Source organism: Mycobacterium kiyosense (genome assembly GCA_021654635.1).
Classification (GTDB): Bacteria; Actinomycetota; Actinomycetes; order Mycobacteriales; family Mycobacteriaceae; genus Mycobacterium; species Mycobacterium kiyosense.
Map to the genome: position 1 here is coordinate 3,628,287 of AP025179.1, position 19,180 is coordinate 3,647,466.

The window sequence follows — 19,180 nt, forward strand, 5'->3', positions numbered from 1 at the left end:
CATGGCATCTCGCATCGAGAAAATCCTCGGAGTCATCCGCACCATGAGGCGCGCCGGGATGATCGCGCCGATGCGGCCCGACCGCTACCTGAAGATGATCGCCGCGATGCGCCGCGAAGGCATGGGCATGACGGCGGGATTCGCCGGCGCGCCGCAGCGCTGCCCGGACCGTCTTGCCCTGATCGACGAACTGGGCACGCTCACCTGGCGGCAACTCGACGAGCGGATCAACGCGCTGGCCGCGGCGCTGCAGCAGCTGCCCCTCCGGGCGACCGAAAGTGTGGTCGGCATCATGTGCCGCAACCACCGTGGATTCGTCGAAGCGGTGGTGGCCGCCAACCGGATTGGCGCCGACATCCTGTTGCTGAACACGTCTTTCGCCGGGCCGGCGCTGGCCGAGGTGGTGACCCGCGAGGGCGTCGACACGGTGATCTACGACGAGGAGTTCACCGCCACCGTCGACCGCGCGCTGGCCGATGTGCCGGACGCCGCGCGGATTCTGGCGTGGACCGACACACCGCAGGAACACACGGTGGAGAAGCTGATCGCCGCGCATGCCGGCCAGCAGCCGCGGCGCGACGGCGGCAAGGGCAAGATCATCCTGCTCACCTCCGGCACCACCGGAACACCCAAGGGCGCCAAGCAGTCTGGCGGCAACGCTGGAATCGGCACACTCAAGGCGATCCTGGACCGCACGCCGTGGCGGGCCGAGGAAACCATCGTCATCGTGGCACCGATGTTCCACGCGTGGGGCTTTTCGCAGCTGATCTTCGCCGCATCGATGGCGTGCACGATCGTCACCCGGCGCAAGTTCGACCCCGAAGCGACGCTGGCGTTGATCGACAAATACCAGGCGACGGGACTCGCGGTGGTGCCGGTGATGTTCGACCGGATCATGGACCTGCCCGACGAGGTGCGAAACCGCTACAGCGGCAAGTCGTTACGCTTCGCCGCTGCGTCGGGCTCGCGGATGCGGCCCGACGTGGTGATCTCGTTCATGGATCAATTCGGTGACGTGATCTACAACAACTACAACGCCACCGAGGCGGGCATGATCGCCACCGCCACACCGGCCGACCTGCGCGCCGCACCCGACACCGCGGGCACACCGGCCGGCGGAACCGAGATCCGGATCCTGGACCCCGAATTCAACGAACTGCCCACCGGCGAAGTCGGCACCATCTACGTCCGCAACGACACCCAGTTCGACGGGTACACATCCGGCAAGACCAAAGACTTTCACGCCGGCTTCATGTCGTCCGGAGACGTCGGATATCTGGACGAGAACGGGCGCCTGTTCGTGGTAGGCCGCGACGACGAGATGATCGTCTCCGGCGGTGAAAACGTCTACCCGATCGAGGTGGAGAAGACCCTGGCCACCCACCCGGAGGTGGCCGAGGCGTCGGTGCTCGGCGTGGACGACGAGCAGTACGGGCAGCGACTGGCGGCGTTCGTGGTGCTCGAACCCGGCGCCGCCGCCGACGTCGACACCCTCAAGCAGCACGTCCGCGACAACCTGGCGAACTATAAAGTGCCGCGCGAGATCACGGTGCTCGACGAGCTTCCCCGCGGTAGCACCGGCAAGATTCTGCGCAACGAACTGAAGGCACGGGTGAGTGGCTCATGAACCTCCGTCAAGTGATCGCGCAAGTGCGCCGGCCCCGGCCGCTGACCCGCGCGACAGTGGAATTGGTCAACGCCGCCAACGGATTACACCCCGTCACCCGCAATCCGTGGGCTGCCCCGACGGTGTTCTGGTTCGGCTGGCCGACCTCGGAGGTGCCGTTCGTCTACGCAGGCGTTTCGGCCGTGGACGCGCTGCGGCGCAGCCGGCGCGGCGATTTCGACGGGCCCAAGGGCAAGGTGGCGCTCGCCCTGACGGCCGCCTCCTGGGCGATCCTGGGCGTGATCGCCTACCGGGGCGTGAAAACCCCTGGGCCCGTGCTGGAGTCGGCGCTGACCGAGCAACTCGGTCCGGACTACACCGACGCGTTGCGCCAACTGCCCTCCGAGCTGGCCGGCGCACCCGGCCGGCGCAACCCGCCGCTGCGGTCCACCGTGGCGCGGCGCCGCTACGTCGACAAGCAGAACATCGTGCGCTACGGCCCGCACGGGCGCGCCAACCTGGCCGACATCTGGCGTCGCCGCGACCTGCCGCGCGACGGCAAGGCGCCGGTGCTGCTGCAGGTGCCCGGCGGGGCGTGGATGATCGGATGGCGCCGCCCGCAGGCGTATCCGCTGATGGAATACCTGGTTTCGCGGGGCTGGGTGTGTGTGTCGATGAACTACCGGGTGTCGCCGCTGCACACCTGGCCCGACCACATCGTCGACGTCAAGCGTGCGCTGACCTGGGTCAAGGAGAACATCGCCAAATACGGTGGGGACCCGAATTTCGTTGTGATCAGCGGAGGTTCGGCCGGGGGCCATCTGTCTTCGCTGGCCGCGCTGACCCCCAACGACCCGAAGTTCCAGCCGGGATTCGAAGAATCCGACACCTCGGTGGCCGCGGCGGTTCCGTTCTACGGCCGATACGACTGGTTTTCCATCGACGAACCCGGCCGCGGTGAATTCCTCGAGGTGCTCGCGCGGCTGGTGGTCAAGAAGAAGATCAGCACCCACCGCGACATCTACATCGACGCCTCCCCCATCACCTACGTGCGGCCGGACGCGCCACCGTTCTTCGTCCTGCACGGGGCCGACGACTCGCTGATTCCGGTGCAGGAGGCGCGGGATTTCGTCGACGAGCTGCGCGCGGTGTCCAAATCGCCGGTCGCCTACGCCGAATTACCCAACGCGCAGCACGCTTTCGACATCTTCGCCTCACCGCGGGCCCACAAATCCGCCGAGGCGGTTGCCAGGTTCCTGTCCTGGGTGTACGTGACCAAGTATCTGGGCGACCGCTAGCCGATCACAGGTCTGCGGCGCGTTCCAATTCGGCCAGGGCCGGTTCGATCGCGTCGGCCATCTCGTCGATGTCGTTGGCCACCTCGGGCGTCGTCACGAACCCGAAGTCCAGGAACTCCTGGTAGGAGAAGCAGGTGATGTTGAGCGCGACGTCCATCACCGGCGGACCCAGCGGAACCAGCGAGTCCAGCTTGGCGCCCGCCATGTACAGCGGAAACGACGGGCCGGGAACGTTGGAGACGACCAGGTTGATCGGCGCCAGATTCCGCGACAAGCCGGTGGCCGTATAGGCACGTGCGGCCAACTGCAGCAGGCCCGGCGGCGTGGTCTCGGTGAGGCCCATGATCTGGTGTGCCGAAAGGGCTTTGGCCATTTCCTTGGCGCTGCGGGTGCTCTCGTGGATGGCCCTGAGCCGCTCGGCCGGGTCCTCGATGTCGGTGGCCAGCGAGGCCGTCATCGAGCTGATCTGGTTGCCGACGTCGGACTTGTTCTCGTCGGTGCGGGTGGAAACCGGAATCTGGGCGATCAGCGGCTTGTAGGGCAACTCGTCCCGTTTGAGCAGATACTCCCGCACCGCGCCGGCCACGATCGCCAGCACGACGTCGTTGAGCTTGACGCCGAACGCGTCTTTGACGGCCTTGGCCCGCTCCAACTCGATGCGGCAGCCGGTGATGCGGCGGTGCGGGGACACCGCCGCGTTGAATCGGGTCTTGGGGGCCTCGAAATAGCGCGGCGGCCGGGTCGCCACCCCCAGCGCGGCGATCTGCTGACGCACCGTCTGCTCCACCAGCCGGGCGATGCGAAAGGGCGTCATGATGCCCAGGTTCACCAGAGCGCCGAGCGCGCGCCGCTCCAGACCCGGGATGGTGAAGCCGACGAATCCGATCGTCTCCTTCTGCGGCGGCCGCGGTTCCGGGGTGACGTCCAACAGGATCTCGCCCAACCCCGCCCCGGAGACACCGTCGACGATGGCGTGATGCATCTTGGTCAGCGTCGCGATGCGACCGCCTTCGACGCCCTCGATGACCCAGAGTTCCCACAGCGGCCGCGAGCGGTCCAGCTTGTAGGACATCAGCCGACCGACGAGCTCTTCGACCTCACGCCGCCCGCCCGGGGCGGGCACCCCGATGCGGCGGATGTGGAAGTCGACGTCGAGTTCCTCGTCCTCGACGAACCACGGCCGGTCCAGGCCCAGCGGCGCACCCTCCACCCGCCACCGCAGTTGCGGGATCTCCGGCAGCCGCTCGATCAGCAGTTCCCGTAGTCGATGGAAGCTGTAGTCGGGCGCATCGCTGGGATCGCAGATCGCCAGCGCGCCGACGTGCATGTGCCAGCCGGAGGTTTCGGCCGACCAGAACGCCGCATCAACACTAGAAAGCCGTTTCATTACATGACCGTAGCCCGAGCCCGGCCGCGAATGTAACCAGGTCGCGAAATCATGCGGCTGCGTTCGCAGCCCGGTCGCACTCGCGCGCAAGCGGTTAAGCGTCCTCTAACAGGTCGGGGGTCACCGCCGACTCGGTGTCGGGAATACCGTCCACCTTGGCCTTACGGTCGGCCATCGACAGCAGGCGCCGAATACGGCCTGCCACAGCATCTTTCGTCATCGGCGGGTCGGCGAGACGACCCAGCTCTTCCAGCGAGGCCTGCCGGTGCTCGACGCGCAGCTGACCCGCGGTGGCCAGGTGGTCGGGCACGGTGTCACCGAGGATCTCCAGCGCGCGTTCCACCCGCGCCGCCGCCGCCACCGCCGCGCGCGCCGAGCGGCGCAGGTTGGCGTCGTCGAAATTGGCCAGCCGGTTTGCGGTGGCCCGCACCTCCCGGCGCAGCCGACGCTCCTCCCAGACCAGCCGGGTGTCCTGGGCGCCCATCCGGGTGAGCAGCGCGCCGATGGCCTCGCCGTCGCGCACCACCACCCGGTCGGCACCGCGCACCTCGCGCGCCTTGGCGCTGACACCGAGCCGGCGTGCCGCACCGACCAGCGCCAGCGCCGCCTCGGGCCCGGGGCAACTGACCTCCAGCGCCGAGGAACGACCCGGCTCGGTCAGCGACCCGTGCGCCAAAAATGCGCCCCGCCAGGCGGCTTCGGCGTCGGCGACGCTGCCGCCCACAACCTGGGCGGGCAGGCCGCGCACCGGACGGCCACGCATGTCCAGCAGACCCGTCTGGCGGGCCAGCGCTTCACCGTCGCTGGCGACCCGCAGCACGTACCGGGTGTTCTTGCGAATCCCGCTGGCCGACAAGACATGCACGACCGCGTTGTAGCCGTACAGGTCGAAGATGTCCTTGCGCAGCCGGCGCGCGATGCTGCCCAGATCCACCTCGGCCTCGACCACCACCCGGCCCGCCACAATGTGCAACCCGCCGGCGAACCGCAGCAGCGAGGTGACCTCCGCACGCCGAGCACTGACCGACTTGACCACCAGACGGCTCAGCTCGTCCTTGACTTCAGTCGTCATCGCCACGCGTCGTCACCCCTTGGTTCGTTCCCGACGGCCGCCGTCGATCGGTATCTCCTCCGTGGCCGTCACCGACGGCCGCACCGAGCCGCTGTCACGTGCCCGTACCCCGTCCAGCGCTGCCGCAAGCTTGCCCGGGTCATGTAAAGGTGTACCAGGTCGGGCCACGTCGGCGAAGTGGACCTCGGCATGTAGCAGCGTCGCGGTGCGGCGCAACTGGTCGCGCTCGCGATCGCTGGGCACCCGGTCGGCGTCGATGATGATGTCGTCCACCCGGAACTCCGGCGCGTGCTGCACCAGCACGTGCAGGTGCCGTTCCACCGAGAACCCGGCCGTCTCGCCCGGCTCGGCGACCAGATTGAGCACCAACGCCTTGCGCGCGGTGGTGGCCCGCAGCGCTTGCAGCAGCCCCGGCACCAGCACGTGCGGAATCACGCTGGTGAACCACGATCCGGGCCCGAGCACCACCAGATCGGCGGCCATTATCGCGTCGACGGCCTGCCGGGTGGCCGGCGGGTCGGTGGGCAGCAACCGCACCCGGCGCACCTTGCCCGGGGTCGTCGCGATCGCGACCTGGCCACGGATCAGCCGGAACATCCGCGGGTCGCTCTCCAGGCCGGACACGTCGGCCTCGATCTGCAGCGCGATCGGGCACATCGGCAGCACCCGGCCCTTGACGCCCAGGATGCGCCCGATTTCGTCGAGCGCCGCAACGGGGTCGGCCAGCATTTCCGACAGGCCGGCCAGCAACAGGTTGCCGATCGGGTGCCCGGCCAGCGCACCGGTGCCACCGAAGCGGTGCTGCAGTATCGTCGCCCACAGCCGCCCGTAGGGACTATCGGATGCCAACGCCGCCAATGCCATTCGCAGATCGCCCGGCGGCACCACGTCCAGTTCGCTGCGCAGCCGGCCCGAGGAGCCGCCGTCGTCGGCGACCGTCACGATCGCGGTGACGTACGGCGTCAGCCGGCGGGCAGCCGACAGCGTGGCATACAAGCCGTGCCCGCCGCCGAGGGCGACGATGCTCTGATTCGCCGGGGAGCTCATTCGCGGCCCAGATCCCGGTGCAGTACCCGCACCGCCAGTTGCGGGTCCGCCCCCAGTAGTCCCATCAGGGCCTCCGCGATCGCCACGCTGCGGTGCTTGCCCCCCGTGCACCCGACCGCCACCGTCATATAGCGCTTGCCCTCCCGTCGGTAGCCGTCGACCACCAGCGCCAGCAACCGGTGATAGGTCTGCAGGAACTCAGCCGCGCCGGGCTGACTCAGCACGTAGTCGCGCACCGGGGCATGCTGGCCGGTCAGCGGCCGTAGCTCGTCCACCCAGTGCGGGTTGGGCAGGAAACGCACATCCATCACCATGTCGGCGTCCATCGGCAGGCCGTACTTGAACCCGAAGGATTCGACGGTGACGCTGGTGGTCGCGGTGGCGGTGCCGCCGAAAGCGCGCTCGATGCTCTCCCGCAGCCCGCGCACCGACAGCGTCGAGGTGTCGATGATCAGGTCGGCGGTCGCGCGTACCGGCGCCAGCATCCGGCGCTCGGCGGCGATGCCCTCGGCCAGGGTCTGCTCGCCTTGCAGCGGGTGGCTGCGGCGGTTGTTCTCGTAGCGGCGCACCAGCATGTCGTCGGACGCCTCCATGAACACCACGCGCGGGGTGATGTTGCGGGTGGCCAGCTCGGTGCGGACCTCGTCGAGGTCGCCGGTGAACCCGCGGGAGCGCACGTCCATGACGACGGCCAGCTGGGTGATCCGCGACCCGGCCGCCAACCCGAAATCGACCATGCGGGTGATCAACTGGGGTGGCAGGTTGTCCGCGACGTACCAGCCGAGGTCTTCGAGCACCTTCGCGGCGGTGCCGCGGCCCGCGCCCGACAAGCCGGTCACCAGGACTACGTCGATGCCCGCCGGGGCGTCCTCGCCGTTGGTCATCCGGCGGCTCCGGGTGGGTCCGGCCGTAGCGCTTCCAAGACGGCGGTGGCGGTGGCCACGCCGATACCGGGGACGGCGGTGATCTGGTCGACGGTGGCCTCCTTGAGGCGGGCTATCGATCCGAAGTGGGTGACCAGCGCCTTGCGCCGGTGCTCGCCGAGGCCGGGAACCGCGTCGAGCGCCGAGGCCGTCATCCGCTTGGATCGCTTGCTGCGATGGTAGGCGATGGCGAATCGGTGGGCCTCGTCGCGCACCCGCTGCAGCAGGTAAAGGCCCTCGCTGTTGCGCGGCATGATGATCGGGTCTGGTTCCGAGGGCACCCAGATCTCCTCGAGCCGCTTGGCCAGACCGATCACCGCGACGTCGGTGATGCCCAGCTCGTCGAGCACCGCACTGGCCGCGTTGACCTGCGGCGCGCCGCCGTCGACGACGTAGAGGTTGGGCGGGTAGGCGAATCGTCGTGACTTCCCTTCCGGGGAAAGCATATTCGGGTCGCTCTGATCACTGAGATGCCGCAGGAAGCGGCGCCGGGTCACTTCGGCGATGGAGGCGACGTCGTCCGAGCGGCCCTGACCCGCGGCCTCGCGGATGCCGAAATGGCGGTAGTCCGACTTGCGCGGCAGGCCATCCTCGAACACCACCAGCGAGCCCACCACGTCGGTGCCCTGCACATGGCTGATGTCGACGCACTCGATACGCAGCGGGGCGTCCGCCAGCCCGAGGGCCTCCTGAATATTCTGCAGCGCAGCGGATCTGGCGTTGAAATCGCCTGCTCGCTTCAGCTTGTGTTGTTGCAGAGCCTCTTTCGCGTTGCGTTCCACGGTTTCGGCCAGGGCGCGCTTGTCGCCGCGGCGCGGCACCCGCAATGCGACGCGGGACCCGCGCAACCCGGACAGCCAGTCGGCCAGTTCGTCGTGGTTGGACGGCAGGCAGGGCACCAGCACCTCGCGCGGCACCGGGTTGACGGATTCGTCTGCGGCGCCGTCTAATTCGGCCTGATCGCCGTAGAACTGGGTGAGGAACTGTTCCACCAGCTGTTCCTCGCCGGACTCGCTCGGGTCGCCGGGCTTCTCGACGATCCAGCCGCGCTGGCCGCGCACCCGGCCGCCTCGGACGTGGAACACCTGAACCGCGGCCTCGAGCTCGTCGTCGGCGAAGGCCACCACGTCGGCGTCGGTGCCGTCGCCGAGCACCACCGCCTGCTTCTCCATCGCCCGCTTGAGCGCGCCCAGGTCGTCGCGCAGCCGGGCGGCGCGCTCGAAATCGAGCTCGGCGGACGCCGCGTGCATCTGCTGTTCCAGCTCGCGGGCGTAACGGTCGGTCTTGCCGGACAGGAAGTCGCAGAAATCCAAAACGATCCGACGGTGCTGCTCGGCGCTGACCCGGCCGATGCAGGGCGCGGAGCATTTGTCGATGTAGCCCAGCAGACACGGCCGGTCGATCTGGTTGTGCCGCTTGAACACTCCGTTGGAGCAGGTGCGCGCCGGGAACACCCGGGTGAGCAGGTCCAGCGTTTCGCGGATGGCCCAGGCGTGCGAGTACGGCCCGAAATAGCGGACCCCCTTGCGCCGCGGCCCCCGGTACACCATCAGCCGCGGGAACTCCTCGTTGAGGGTGACGGCCAGCACCGGGTAGGACTTGTCGTCGCGGTAGCGGACGTTGAACCGGGGATCGAACTCCTTGATCCAGTTGTATTCCAGCTGCAGCGCCTCGACCTCGGTGTTGACCACCGTCCACTCGACCTTGGCCGCGGTGGTCACCATCTGCCGGGTGCGCGGGTGCAGGCTGGCGACGTCGGCGAAGTACGACGTCAGCCGGCTGCGCAGGCTCTTTGGCCTTGCCGACGTAGATGACCCGGCCGTGGGTGTCCCGGAATCGGTACACCCCCCGGCTCGACCGGGATGGACCCGGGAGCCGGACGGTAGGTGGCGGGATCTGGCACGTGATCAAGGTTAGTGGTCGCCGGGAGCCCGGCTACACGATCTCCACGACCAGCACCACATCCGCGGCAGAGATCCTGGTGGAGCCCGCCCGAACACGCTGTCTGGAACCACGACGATGTCGGGACCACGAACACTCGGTGGGAACGATTCTTTCGTGATCACCTCGACCTCAGGGACCGCCTCGACCCCAGCGGGCAGGTGATCCTCGAGGAGGGGCTCAGCAAGCCGCGCGGCACGTGCGCAAGGTCGGACACCGGCCGCCTCCTCTCGCCCTGGAACCCGAATACATGCAGACTACGCGCAACGACGATCACCACCGAGTCTGACGAAACCACCGACAACAGGTCCGCGACAGGCGGCGCCGTCACAACGGCCTCAGCGCGCGTGCAGATCGGGCCGGTATCGCGCCAGCAGCGAGCGAACGGCGTCCATAGCCTGCACGGCGCGCTCCTTGTCCACCGCCTGGATCGCCATCACCGGAATGTACTCGTCGTCCGGCAAGTCGACCCTGGCCCACCGGCTGCCGAGCGGAAACGACACCCCGACCACATCAGGCCATACAATCAGCTTGTCCCCCAGCACATTACGCACAGAGATACCGGCAGGCCCGATGCGCAGCCGCGGCCGGGTCAACAGCAGCACCGCGCCGGCCAGCACGACTCCCAGCAAGGCCATCGCCACCTGGTCAGCCGTCTGGAACACCACTCCGGTCGATCCGATCTTGAGCACCAGACCGCCCGCAATGTGCGCCACCAGAATCAAAACCGCTGCAACATAAGCGAATATCGGCGTCAAGTGCGGACGACAGACGAAATCCCAATCGCCCGTGTCGGATTCCGGTGTCACGATCGAGCGCGCAGGTCGCGCAAGGTCAGCGCGGTGGTCAGTGCGGCCGCCGCCGCCTGCGCACCCTTGTCTTCGGCCGACGTCGGCAGCCCGGCCCGATCGAGGGCCTGCGCCTCGGTGTTGGTGGTCAGCACACCGTTGGCGACCGGAGTGGAGGCGTCCAGCGAGACCCGGGTCAAACCCTGAGTCACCGCATCGCATACGTAATCGAAATGCGGTGTCTCACCGCGGATCACGACACCGAGCGCGACGACGGCGTCGTGGGTGCGCGCCAATTCCTGCGCCACCACCGGGATCTCGATCGCGCCGAGCACCCGGGCCACGGTCGGGTTGTCGATCCCGGCGTCGGTGGCCACCTTGCGGGCACCGTCGAGCAGGGCGTCGCAGATCTTGTCGTGCCAGGTGCTGGCGACGATGGCCAGCCGCACGTCCGAGGCGTCGAGGGACGGGATGTCCGGCACACCGGCGCCACCGCTCACAGCACACCACCGGTCATAGAGCGCCGCCGAATTCACCGGGGAGGTGCACGGATTCATGGAAGTCGTCGAGCCCGGCCAGGTCGTGACCCATCTTGTCGCGCTTGGTCATCAGGTAGCGGATGTTCTCGGCGTTGGCCCGCACCGGCAGCGGCACCCGCTCGATGATGTGCAGTCCGTACCCGTCCAGCCCGACCCGCTTGGCCGGGTTGTTGGTCAGCAGCCGCATCGAGCGCACACCCAGGTCGACCAGGATCTGCGCGCCGATACCGTAATCCCGCGCATCAGCCGGCAACCCGAGCTTGAGGTTGGCGTCGACGGTGTCCTCGCCGGCGTCCTGCAGCTGGTAGGCCTGCAGTTTGTGCATCAGCCCGATGCCGCGACCTTCGTGGCCGCGCATGTACAGCACCACCCCGCGGCCCTCGCGGGCGACCATCGCCATCGCGGCGTCCAGCTGCGGCCCGCAGTCGCAGCGACGCGACCCGAACACGTCGCCGGTCAGACACTCGGAGTGCACCCGGACCAGTACGTCGTCGCCGTCGGCGTTGGGTCCGGCGATCTCGCCGCGAACCAGCGCGACGTGTTCGACGTCCTCATAGATGCTGGCGTAGCCGATCGCGCGGAACTGCCCGTGCCGGGTGGGGATGCGGGCCTCGGCGATCCGCTCGATGTGCTTCTCGTGCTTGCGGCGCCACTCGATGATGTCGGCGATGGTGATCAGGGCCAGACCGTGCTCGTCGGCGAAGACCCGCAACTCGTCGGTCTGGGCCATCGAGCCCTCGTCCTTCTGACTGACGATCTCGCAGATCGCGCCCGCAGGTTGCAGGCCGGCCATCCGGGCCAGGTCGACCGCGGCCTCGGTGTGGCCCGGGCGCCGCAACACACCGCCGTCCTTGGCGCGCAACGGAACCACGTGCCCCGGCCGGGTGAAATCTTCGGCGATACTCGTCGGATTGGCCAGCAGCCGCATCGTGGTGGCCCGGTCGGAGGCCGAAATCCCGGTTCCCACACCGATTCTGGCGTCCACGGTGACGGTGTAGGCGGTGCCGTGCTTGTCCTGGTTGACCGCGTACATCGGCAACAGGCCGAGGCGGTCACAGATCGGGCCGTCCAGCGGTACACACAGATAGCCCGAGGTGTAGCGCACCATGAACGCAACCAGCTCCGGGGTGGCCTTCTCGGCCGCGAAGATCAGGTCGCCCTCGTTCTCGCGTTCCTCGTCGTCGATGACGACAACGGCCTTGCCCGCCGCAATGTCGGCAACCGCCCGTTCGACGGAGTCCAACCTCGTCATCGTTGCTACCTTGCTGTCGGCGCTGTCCTAGCTGAAGAGCCCACCGGAGCCCTCGTGCTGCATTCAGTATGAACCACTACTTCAGCTCAGTTATTGCCCCTGCTTGTTCAGTGGGACATGCAACAGCCGCTCCACATACTTGGCGATCACGTCGACCTCCAGGTTGACCTGGGTTCCCACCGGCGCCGACCCCAGCGTGGTCAGCTCCCGCGTGGTCGGAATCAGCGAGACCTCGAACCAGTCGCGGGGCTGGTCGCCGAGGCCCGAGACGGTCAACGAGATGCCGTCGACGGTGATCGACCCCTTCTCCACCACATAGCGGGCGACCGTCGCCGGCATTTCGACGCGCACCACTTCCCAGTGCTCAGAAGGTGTGCGAGCGACGATCTCACCGGTCCCGTCCACATGGCCCTGCACGATGTGTCCACCCAACCGGCTGTTGATCGCGGCCGCGCGCTCCAGATTCACCCGGCTGCCGGGTCGCAGCCCGCCCAGGTTGGAGCGGTTCAGCGTCTCGGCCATCACGTCGGCACTGAACTGTCCGTCGGCCAGCACATCGACCACGGTGAGGCACACCCCGTTGACGGCGATCGAGTCGCCGTGGCCGGCGTCGGCGGTGACAGTGGGGCCCCGGATGATCAGCCGCGCCGCGTCGACCAGGGCGTCGCGGCCCGTCACCTCGCCCAGTTCCTCGACAATTCCGGTGAACATCGCACCAGGTTAATAAGTACGGCGGCCCTTGGGCACCCGCCTGGGTCCCAGGTCCACACATGCGCACCCTCTACGATGCTGGGTATGCAAACCCCCCGCCGGCTTATGGCTGTCCTTGCTGCGTTGAGCATCGCGACCACGCTGGTCGCCGGGTGCTCGATCAGCAAGAAGGCCAAAGGTGGTCCGCTGCCTGACGGGAAGACGCTGGTCACCCAATCCGCCGAAGTCACCAAAGGCGTCAAGAGCGCACACCTGGTCCTGACGGTCAACGGCAAAATTACGGGGCTGCCCCTTAAAACGCTCACCGGCGATCTGACCACCACCCCGACCACCGCGGGCAAGGGGACCGCCAGAATCATCATCATCGGCAGCGAGATAGAAGCCGACTTCGTGATTCTGGACGGCGAGCTTTACACCACCGCTCTCACCCCGGGTAAATGGGACGACGTGGGCAAGATCGACGAACTTCTGCATTACGACCCGTCGGCAATCCTGAACCCCGACACGGGCGTCGCCAACATCCTGGCCAACCTCAACGATCCGAAGGCGCAGGGCCGCGACACGATCAACGGGCAGAGCGCGGTTCGCGTCAGCGGAAACGTCAACGCCGACGTCGTGAACAAGCTCGCACCACTGGGCGCGACGGGATCGACTCCGACCACAGTCTGGATCCAGGAGACCGGTGATCACCAGCTCGCGCAGGTCATGCTCGACAAGGGTTCCGGTAATTCGATCCAGATGACGCTGTCGAACTGGAACCAGCCCGTCCAGGTCACGAAGCCGGGGAACTGATGACGATGCGAGCAGGACGCCGAATAGCAATCAGCGCGGGCAGCCTTGCGGTGCTGCTAGGTGCGCTCGACACCTACGTCGTGGTCACGATCATGCGCGACATCATGGGCAGTGTCGGTATTCCGGTCAATCAGCTGCAGCGAATCACCTGGATAGTCACGCTGTACCTGCTGGGGTATATCGCCGCGATGCCGCTGCTGGGTCGGGCGTCGGACCGGTTCGGGCGCAAGTTCGTCCTGCAATCCAGCTTGGCGTTGTTCATCGTCGGTTCGGTGCTCACCGCGATGTCGGTGAAACTGGGCAACTGGAACCCGGAGTTCGGCGATTACATGGTCGATCCCGATCCCAACCGCGCATTCCACTACTTGATCGCCGGGCGAACCATCCAGGGCATCGCCAGCGGTGCCCTGCTGCCGGTCACACTGGCGCTGGGCGCCGACCTGTGGGCTGAACGGAATCGGGCCGGCGTGCTCGGCGGTATCGGCGCCGCCCAGGAACTCGGCAGCGTGCTGGGTCCGCTGTACGGCATCTTCATCGTGTGGCTGTTGCACGACTGGCGCGACGTGTTCTGGGTCAACGTGCCGCTCACCTTGATCGCGATGGTGATGATCCACTTCAGCCTGCCGTCGCACGAACGCAGTGCGAAGCGGGAGAAGATCGATATCACCGGCGGTTTGCTGTTGGCGCTCGCGCTGGGTCTGGCGGTGATCGGTCTGTACAACCCCAAACCGGACGGCAAAGAGGTGTTGCCCTCTTACGGCCCACCGCTGGTGATCGGCGCGGTGGTGGCGGGGGTGTTGTTCTTCGTCTGGGAACGCTTTGCTCGCACCCGGCTCATCGAACCGGCCGGCGTGCACTTCCGGCCGTTCCTGTCGGCGTTGGGCGCCTCGGTGTGCGCCGGCGCGGCGCTGATGGTCACCTTGGTCAACGTCGAGCTGTTCGGTCAGGGTGTGCTCGCAATGGATCAGAATCAGGCGGCGGGTCTGTTGCTGTGGTTCCTGATCGCGCTGCCGATCGGCGCGGTGATCGGGGGGTGGATCGCCACCCGAACCGGCGACCGCGTCGTGGTCTTCGTGGGGCTGCTGATCGCAGGCAGCGGATACTGGCTCATCTCGTACTGGCGCGCCAACCTGTTGAACCAGCGCCACGACATCTTCGGCCTGTTCACCCTCCCTGCGGTGCACACCGACCTGCTGGTGGCGGGACTGGGTCTCGGCCTGGTGATCGGCCCGCTGTCCTCGGCTGCGCTGCGGGTGGTTCCTGCCGCTCAGCACGGCATAGCGTCGGCGTCGGTGGTGGTCGCCAGGATGACCGGCATGTTGATCGGTGTGGCCGCGCTGACCGCGTGGGGGCTCTACCGGTTCAATCAGATTGTGGCTGAGTCGCCGGTCTCGCAGGGTTCCTACGTACATGCGTTCGCGTTGATGTACGGGGACATCTTCAAGGTCACGGTGGCGATCTGCGTCGTCGGAGCTTTGCTCGGTTTGTTGATCGGCGCACGCACTGAGCACGCGGGGCCGGACGACCAGCCGGTTACGCCCGGCCAGCCGTCGTTCGAACCGGCACCGGCGACTACCGAGCAACCAGGCTGAGCAGCAGATCCGGGCCGACCTGCTCGACGCTGTCGAACTGCCAGCGCAACGCGTGCACCATGCTGGACACCCCGACGTCGTCGACCGCGGTCACCGGTCCGCCCAGCAGGATCGGCGCGACGTAGGCCAGGATCCGGTTGATCGCCCCGGCCCGCAGGAACGCCCCGGCCAGGGTCGGCCCGCCTTCGAGCAGGATGTCGGTGCGGTCGGCCAGCGCCCGGAGCACCTCGACGGGCTCGTGCGTGCGGATCACCATGGTGCGCGAATCGTCGTTGAGCACTTTGGCTTCCGGCGGCACTTCGCGCTTGCCCACCACCACCCGTAACGGTTGCTGTGGGGCCAGCGACCCGTCCGGCAGCCGGGCGGTCAGCGCGGGGTCGTCGGCGAAAACCGTGCCGGTGCCGACGACGATCGCGTCGGCGATGGCCCGGCGGCGATGCAGGTCCGCGCGGGACGCCTCGCTGGAAATCCATTGACTGGACCCGTCGGCGGCGGCGCTGCGACCGTCGATGCTGGTGGCGTACTTCCACGTCACATGCGGCAGGCCGGTGCGCTGCTTGTACAGCCATTCCCGCAGCGGGCCCGCCGCGACCTGATCGGCCAACAGCCCGGAACGCACCTGCACACCGGCCGCGTTGAGCCGGCCGGCGCCGCCGCCCGCGATTCCGTTCGGGTCGTTGACGCCGAAGATCACCGTCCCCACCCGCGCCTCGATGAGTGCGTTGACACAGGGCGGCGTCTTGCCGAAGTGGTTGCAGGGCTCCATGGTGACCACCGCGATACCGCCGGCGGCCAGGCCGCCCGCCCGGCGCAGGGCGATCACTTCGGCGTGGTCGCCGCCGGACGGCTGGGTGGCGCCGACGCCCACTACCCTGCCCTCCTGGTCGACGATGACGGCGCCGACCGGCGGGTTGGGGTAAGTGGTGCCTTTGACCTGATAGGAGTGCTCGATGGCCAACCGCATGGCCTCTTCGAGGCTCTTGACCTGCTCCGGGGAATTCGGGACGGTCATGAGCCGCTCACCCGGCGCAGGTGCGGTGACTTCGCCGCGGCCTGGCTCCGTAGCGCTGCGACGGCGGCGGCCGGATCTGCGGCGCCGTACACCGCGGATCCGGCGACGAAGCAGTCGACGCCGGCTTCGGCGGCCTGCTCGATGGTGTCCTCGTTGATCCCGCCGTCGATCTCGATCACGATCGTCAACTCCCCTGCATCCACCAGCTTTCGGGCCGTGCGCACCTTGCTGAGCACCTCCGGGATGAAGCTCTGCCCGCCGAATCCGGGCTCGACGGACATGATGAGCAGGGTGTCGAAGTGCGACAGGATCTCCAGGTAAGGCTCCAACCGCGTTCCCGGCTTGACGCTGATGCCCGCTTTGGAACCTGCGGCCCGGATGTCGCGGGCCACCCCGATCGGGTTGTCGGTGGCTTCGGCGTGGAAGGTGACGTTGTAAGCACCGGCCTCGGCATATGGCGGCGCCCACTTGTCCGGGTTGTCGATCATCAGATGGCAGTCCATCGGGATGTCGCTGGCCGCCAGCAGGCTCTCCACCACCGGAAGGCCGATGGTGAGGTTCGGCACGAAATGGTTGTCCATCACGTCGACGTGCAACCAGTCGGCACCTGCTACCGCGTCAGCCTGGTCAGCGAGGCGGGCGAAGTCGGCGGCCAGAATCGACGGTGCGATCAGCGGTCCCCCCGTAGAAGGCATGAGCGACACCTTACTGGCGGCGCAGGGCCGCTGCGAACATGGCGTCGGTGCCGTGTCGGTGCGGCCACAGCTGCACGTATTGGCCGGACGGGCCTTGCGCCAACCCCTGCTCGACCGGCGCGAAGAACGGGCGGGTGTCCAGCGCCGTCACCGGGTGGCGGCGCAGGGCGTCGGCGACCACACCGACCGTCTCGGCCAGGTGCGGCGAGCAGGTCGAATAGAGCACCACCCCACCCGGACGGGTCAGCGAGATCGCCGCGGCCAGTAGTTCGCGCTGCAGCTTGGCCAGGGCGGGGACGTCGGCGGGCTGACGCCGCCAGCGCGCCTCGGGACGCCGGCGCAGGGCACCCAGCCCGGTGCACGGCACGTCGACCAGGACCCGGTCGAAGCCGGGTTGCAAGCCCATCGACTGCGGCTCGCGCCCGTCTGCCCGCACCACCTCCACCGGCAACCCGCGGGTGTTCTCCACCACCAGGTCGGCCCGGTGCGGGGCCGGTTCCACCGCGGTCACCGTGGCACCGGTCTGCGCTCCCAGCGCGGCCAGCAGTGCGGTCTTGCCGCCCGGTCCGGCGCACAGGTCGAGCCAGCGCCCGGCGTCGTCGTCGACCGGGATCAGCGTGAGCGCGCGGGCCACCAACTGGCTGCCCTCGTCCTGCACCAATGCCTGCCCGTCGCGCACCGGCGCCAGCTGCCCGGGGTCGCCGCCGGGCAGATACACCGCGAACGGCGAGTAGCGGCCGACCTCGCCGTGGACTGCCTGAGCCAGTTCGGCGGCGCTGAGCACTCCGGGGCGGGCCGCCAGATGCACCTGTGGGCGTTCGTCGTCGCTGGCCAGCACCGCGTCGAGTTCGCCGGCGTCCGCGCCCAGCGCGTCGGCGAAGGCCTGGGCGATCCAGCGCGGATGGGCGTGCCGGAACGCCGCACGACCCACCGGGTCGTTGTCGGGGGCGAGTTCGTCCAGCCAGGACTTCTCGTCGCGACCGGCGATGGTGCGCAGCACGCCGTTGACGAAACCTGCTCGCGCCGAATCGAATTCGATACCAGCCTGGTCGACGGTGGTGGACACCGCGGCGTGCGCCTCGACCCGGGTGCGCAACAGCTGGTAGGCCCCCAACCGCAGCAGGTCCAGCAGCACCGGGTCGATGGTGTCCGGCGCGCGTCCGGCGGCCGCGCCGATCACGGCGTCCAGCAGACCCCGGGTGCGGCAGGTGCCGTAGGTCAGTTCGGTGGCGAAAGCGGCGTCGCGGCCGGTGATTTCGCGTTCGCGCAGCAGCGCGGGCAGCACCAGGTTGGCGTAGGCGCTGCGCTCGGTGACCGCACGCAGTGCGTCGAAGGCGGCTTTGCGGGCGGGGTCCAGGGGTTTGCGGCGGGGGCCCTTGGGGCGTTGCGGGCCGGGAGGTTTTCGGTGCTGCCGGTCCGGCCGTTTCCGGTACGGCTCGTCCTGGCTCATGAGGCGGTGACCGTATCGTCCAGCCGGGCGCCGCGCGCCCAGTCCGCGGCGTTCATCGGTTTCTTGCCGGGCGGTTGGATCTGCCCCAGCCGCACAGGTTCCGACGCGGTGCCGACCCACACGTCCTTACGCCCCACCCGGACGGCGCCGGGTGCCAGATCATCCTCGGCGCCCGAATCGAGTTGCACCGGGCCGACTTTCACACGCAGATCACCGATCATGGTCCAGGCGCCCCGGATTCGGCGTGACCGCCCGGATCCTGCGTTCGACCACCTGCGCGGGCAGGTCCCAGCGGATCCGGGCCTGTTCCACGGTGATCTTGGGCGCCAGGCTGACCCCCTCGGTGGGCTGCGGTTTGGGCACCAACGTGCCCTTCGGCGATGCCGTCCAGGGTGGCCGACAACAGCTGGGCGCCCGAAACCGCAAGCCGCTCAAGCAGATCCCCGGCGGTGTCGGTGGGACGGATGGTCTCGGTGAGCACGCCGTAGACCGGCCCGGAGTCCAGGCTGGGCTCGATCTGGAAGGTGGTGGCTCCGGTGATCGTGTCGCCGGCGGCGATCGCGGCCTGCACCGGCGCGGCCCCGCGCCAGGCGGGCAGCAACGAGAAGTGCAGGTTCACCCAACCGTAAGGGGGGACCGCGAGCAGCCCGTCGCCGAGCAGCGCACCGTAGGCGACGACCGCGCAACATTGCGGCGCCCACTCGCGCAGTTCTTCGACGAACTCCGCGGAATTGGGCCGCGACGGTCTCAGCACCGGGATGCCACGATCGAGCGCCTCGCGGGCCACCGGCGACGGCTCCGGCCGCCCGCGCCGTCCCGACGCGGCATCGGGCCTGGTCAGCACGGCGACCACATCGTGGTTGGGCGAGTCGATCAGCTGACGCAGGGCGGGCAGCGCGGGTTCGGGGGTGCCGGCGAAGACGAGGCGCACCGCAACAGTCTAGAAAGGCCGGCTGACGTGCCGTGGACCACAAGCGCAGAAGATTCTCAGCTAGTCACAATATTTCGTAGGCATACTGTGTCCTACTGCATGTTTTATTGCGGTTCGGCGACGATGACGTCGTGCACATCCTCA

The 19,180-nt window shown here is 68.2% G+C and carries 14 protein-coding genes and 3 pseudogenes; 4 read left to right on the plus strand and 13 right to left on the minus strand.

Going from position 1 to position 19,180, the window contains the following annotated elements; translation table 11 throughout:
- Position 1: 1 nt before the first annotated feature.
- Positions 2 to 1,627, plus strand: a complete 1,626-nt coding sequence (fadD12, locus tag L6444_RS16930) for an acyl-CoA ligase FadD12 (RefSeq protein WP_236975948.1) — start codon at positions 2 to 4, stop codon at positions 1,625 to 1,627.
- On the plus strand, positions 1,624 to 2,904 hold the full coding sequence (locus L6444_RS16935; protein ID WP_236975956.1) for an alpha/beta hydrolase: 1,281 nt from the start codon (positions 1,624 to 1,626) through the stop codon (positions 2,902 to 2,904). Before fadD12 ends, L6444_RS16935 begins: the two co-directional genes overlap by 4 nt.
- Before the next feature lie 4 nt (positions 2,905 to 2,908).
- Here the strand turns inward: L6444_RS16935 and L6444_RS16940 are convergent, their stop codons facing one another.
- From L6444_RS16940 to L6444_RS16980, 9 genes and pseudogenes are all read right to left on the minus strand, one after another.
- Positions 2,909 to 4,291, minus strand: a complete 1,383-nt coding sequence (locus L6444_RS16940) for a WS/DGAT/MGAT family O-acyltransferase (RefSeq protein ID WP_236975958.1) — start codon at positions 4,289 to 4,291, stop codon at positions 2,909 to 2,911.
- 94 nt (positions 4,292 to 4,385) lie between these two features.
- Positions 4,386 to 5,363, minus strand: coding sequence for a DNA-binding protein WhiA (whiA, locus tag L6444_RS16945; protein WP_236975966.1), 978 nt, complete (start codon positions 5,361 to 5,363; stop codon positions 4,386 to 4,388).
- A pseudogene (yvcK, locus tag L6444_RS16950) lies at positions 5,360 to 6,410 on the minus strand (uridine diphosphate-N-acetylglucosamine-binding protein YvcK). Before yvcK ends, whiA begins: the two are co-directional and overlap by 4 nt.
- Positions 6,407 to 7,294 carry an RNase adapter RapZ gene (gene rapZ / locus L6444_RS16955; RefSeq protein WP_236975974.1) on the minus strand — a complete coding sequence of 296 codons (888 nt, stop codon included), beginning with the start codon at positions 7,292 to 7,294 and terminating at the stop codon, positions 6,407 to 6,409. Before rapZ ends, yvcK begins: the two are co-directional and overlap by 4 nt.
- Positions 7,291 to 9,236, minus strand: a pseudogene (gene uvrC, locus L6444_RS16960) (excinuclease ABC subunit UvrC). The gene rapZ and the pseudogene uvrC overlap by 4 nt, the downstream one beginning before the upstream one ends.
- Positions 9,237 to 9,612: 376 nt before the next feature.
- On the minus strand, positions 9,613 to 10,083 hold the full coding sequence (locus L6444_RS16965; RefSeq protein ID WP_236975976.1) for a PH domain-containing protein: 471 nt from the start codon (positions 10,081 to 10,083) through the stop codon (positions 9,613 to 9,615).
- Positions 10,080 to 10,562: a 6,7-dimethyl-8-ribityllumazine synthase gene (ribH, locus tag L6444_RS16970; protein WP_236975978.1), complete on the minus strand. Its 483-nt coding sequence runs from the start codon at positions 10,560 to 10,562 to the stop codon at positions 10,080 to 10,082. The genes L6444_RS16965 and ribH overlap by 4 nt, the downstream gene beginning before the upstream one ends.
- A 13-nt stretch (positions 10,563 to 10,575) precedes the next feature.
- Positions 10,576 to 11,853 carry a bifunctional 3,4-dihydroxy-2-butanone-4-phosphate synthase/GTP cyclohydrolase II gene (locus L6444_RS16975; RefSeq protein ID WP_236975980.1) on the minus strand — a complete coding sequence of 426 codons (1,278 nt, stop codon included), beginning with the start codon at positions 11,851 to 11,853 and terminating at the stop codon, positions 10,576 to 10,578.
- 90 nt (positions 11,854 to 11,943) lie between these two features.
- On the minus strand, positions 11,944 to 12,564 hold the full coding sequence (locus L6444_RS16980) for a riboflavin synthase (RefSeq protein WP_236975982.1): 621 nt from the start codon (positions 12,562 to 12,564) through the stop codon (positions 11,944 to 11,946).
- Between the two features lie 84 nt (positions 12,565 to 12,648).
- Between L6444_RS16980 and L6444_RS16985 the strand changes: the two genes are divergently transcribed.
- Positions 12,649 to 13,356: an LppX_LprAFG lipoprotein gene (locus tag L6444_RS16985; RefSeq protein ID WP_236975990.1), complete on the plus strand. Its 708-nt coding sequence runs from the start codon at positions 12,649 to 12,651 to the stop codon at positions 13,354 to 13,356.
- A gap of 5 nt (positions 13,357 to 13,361) precedes the next feature.
- On the plus strand, positions 13,362 to 14,948 hold the full coding sequence (locus L6444_RS16990; protein ID WP_236984199.1) for an MFS transporter: 1,587 nt from the start codon (positions 13,362 to 13,364) through the stop codon (positions 14,946 to 14,948).
- Here the strand turns inward: L6444_RS16990 and ribD are convergent.
- From ribD to fmt, 4 genes and pseudogenes are all read right to left on the minus strand, one after another.
- On the minus strand, positions 14,929 to 15,960 hold the full coding sequence (ribD, locus tag L6444_RS16995) for a bifunctional diaminohydroxyphosphoribosylaminopyrimidine deaminase/5-amino-6-(5-phosphoribosylamino)uracil reductase RibD (protein ID WP_236975992.1): 1,032 nt from the start codon (positions 15,958 to 15,960) through the stop codon (positions 14,929 to 14,931). The two genes, L6444_RS16990 and ribD, sit on opposite strands and share 20 nt — an antisense overlap.
- Positions 15,957 to 16,664: a ribulose-phosphate 3-epimerase gene (rpe, locus tag L6444_RS17000; RefSeq protein ID WP_236976001.1), complete on the minus strand. Its 708-nt coding sequence runs from the start codon at positions 16,662 to 16,664 to the stop codon at positions 15,957 to 15,959. Before rpe ends, ribD begins: the two co-directional genes overlap by 4 nt.
- 1 nt (position 16,665) lies before the next feature.
- Positions 16,666 to 18,105, minus strand: coding sequence for an RsmB/NOP family class I SAM-dependent RNA methyltransferase (locus tag L6444_RS17005; RefSeq protein ID WP_236976004.1), 1,440 nt, complete (start codon positions 18,103 to 18,105; stop codon positions 16,666 to 16,668).
- A pseudogene (fmt, locus tag L6444_RS17010) lies at positions 18,102 to 19,036 on the minus strand (methionyl-tRNA formyltransferase). Before fmt ends, L6444_RS17005 begins: the two are co-directional and overlap by 4 nt.
- Positions 19,037 to 19,180: the final 144 nt, after the last annotated feature.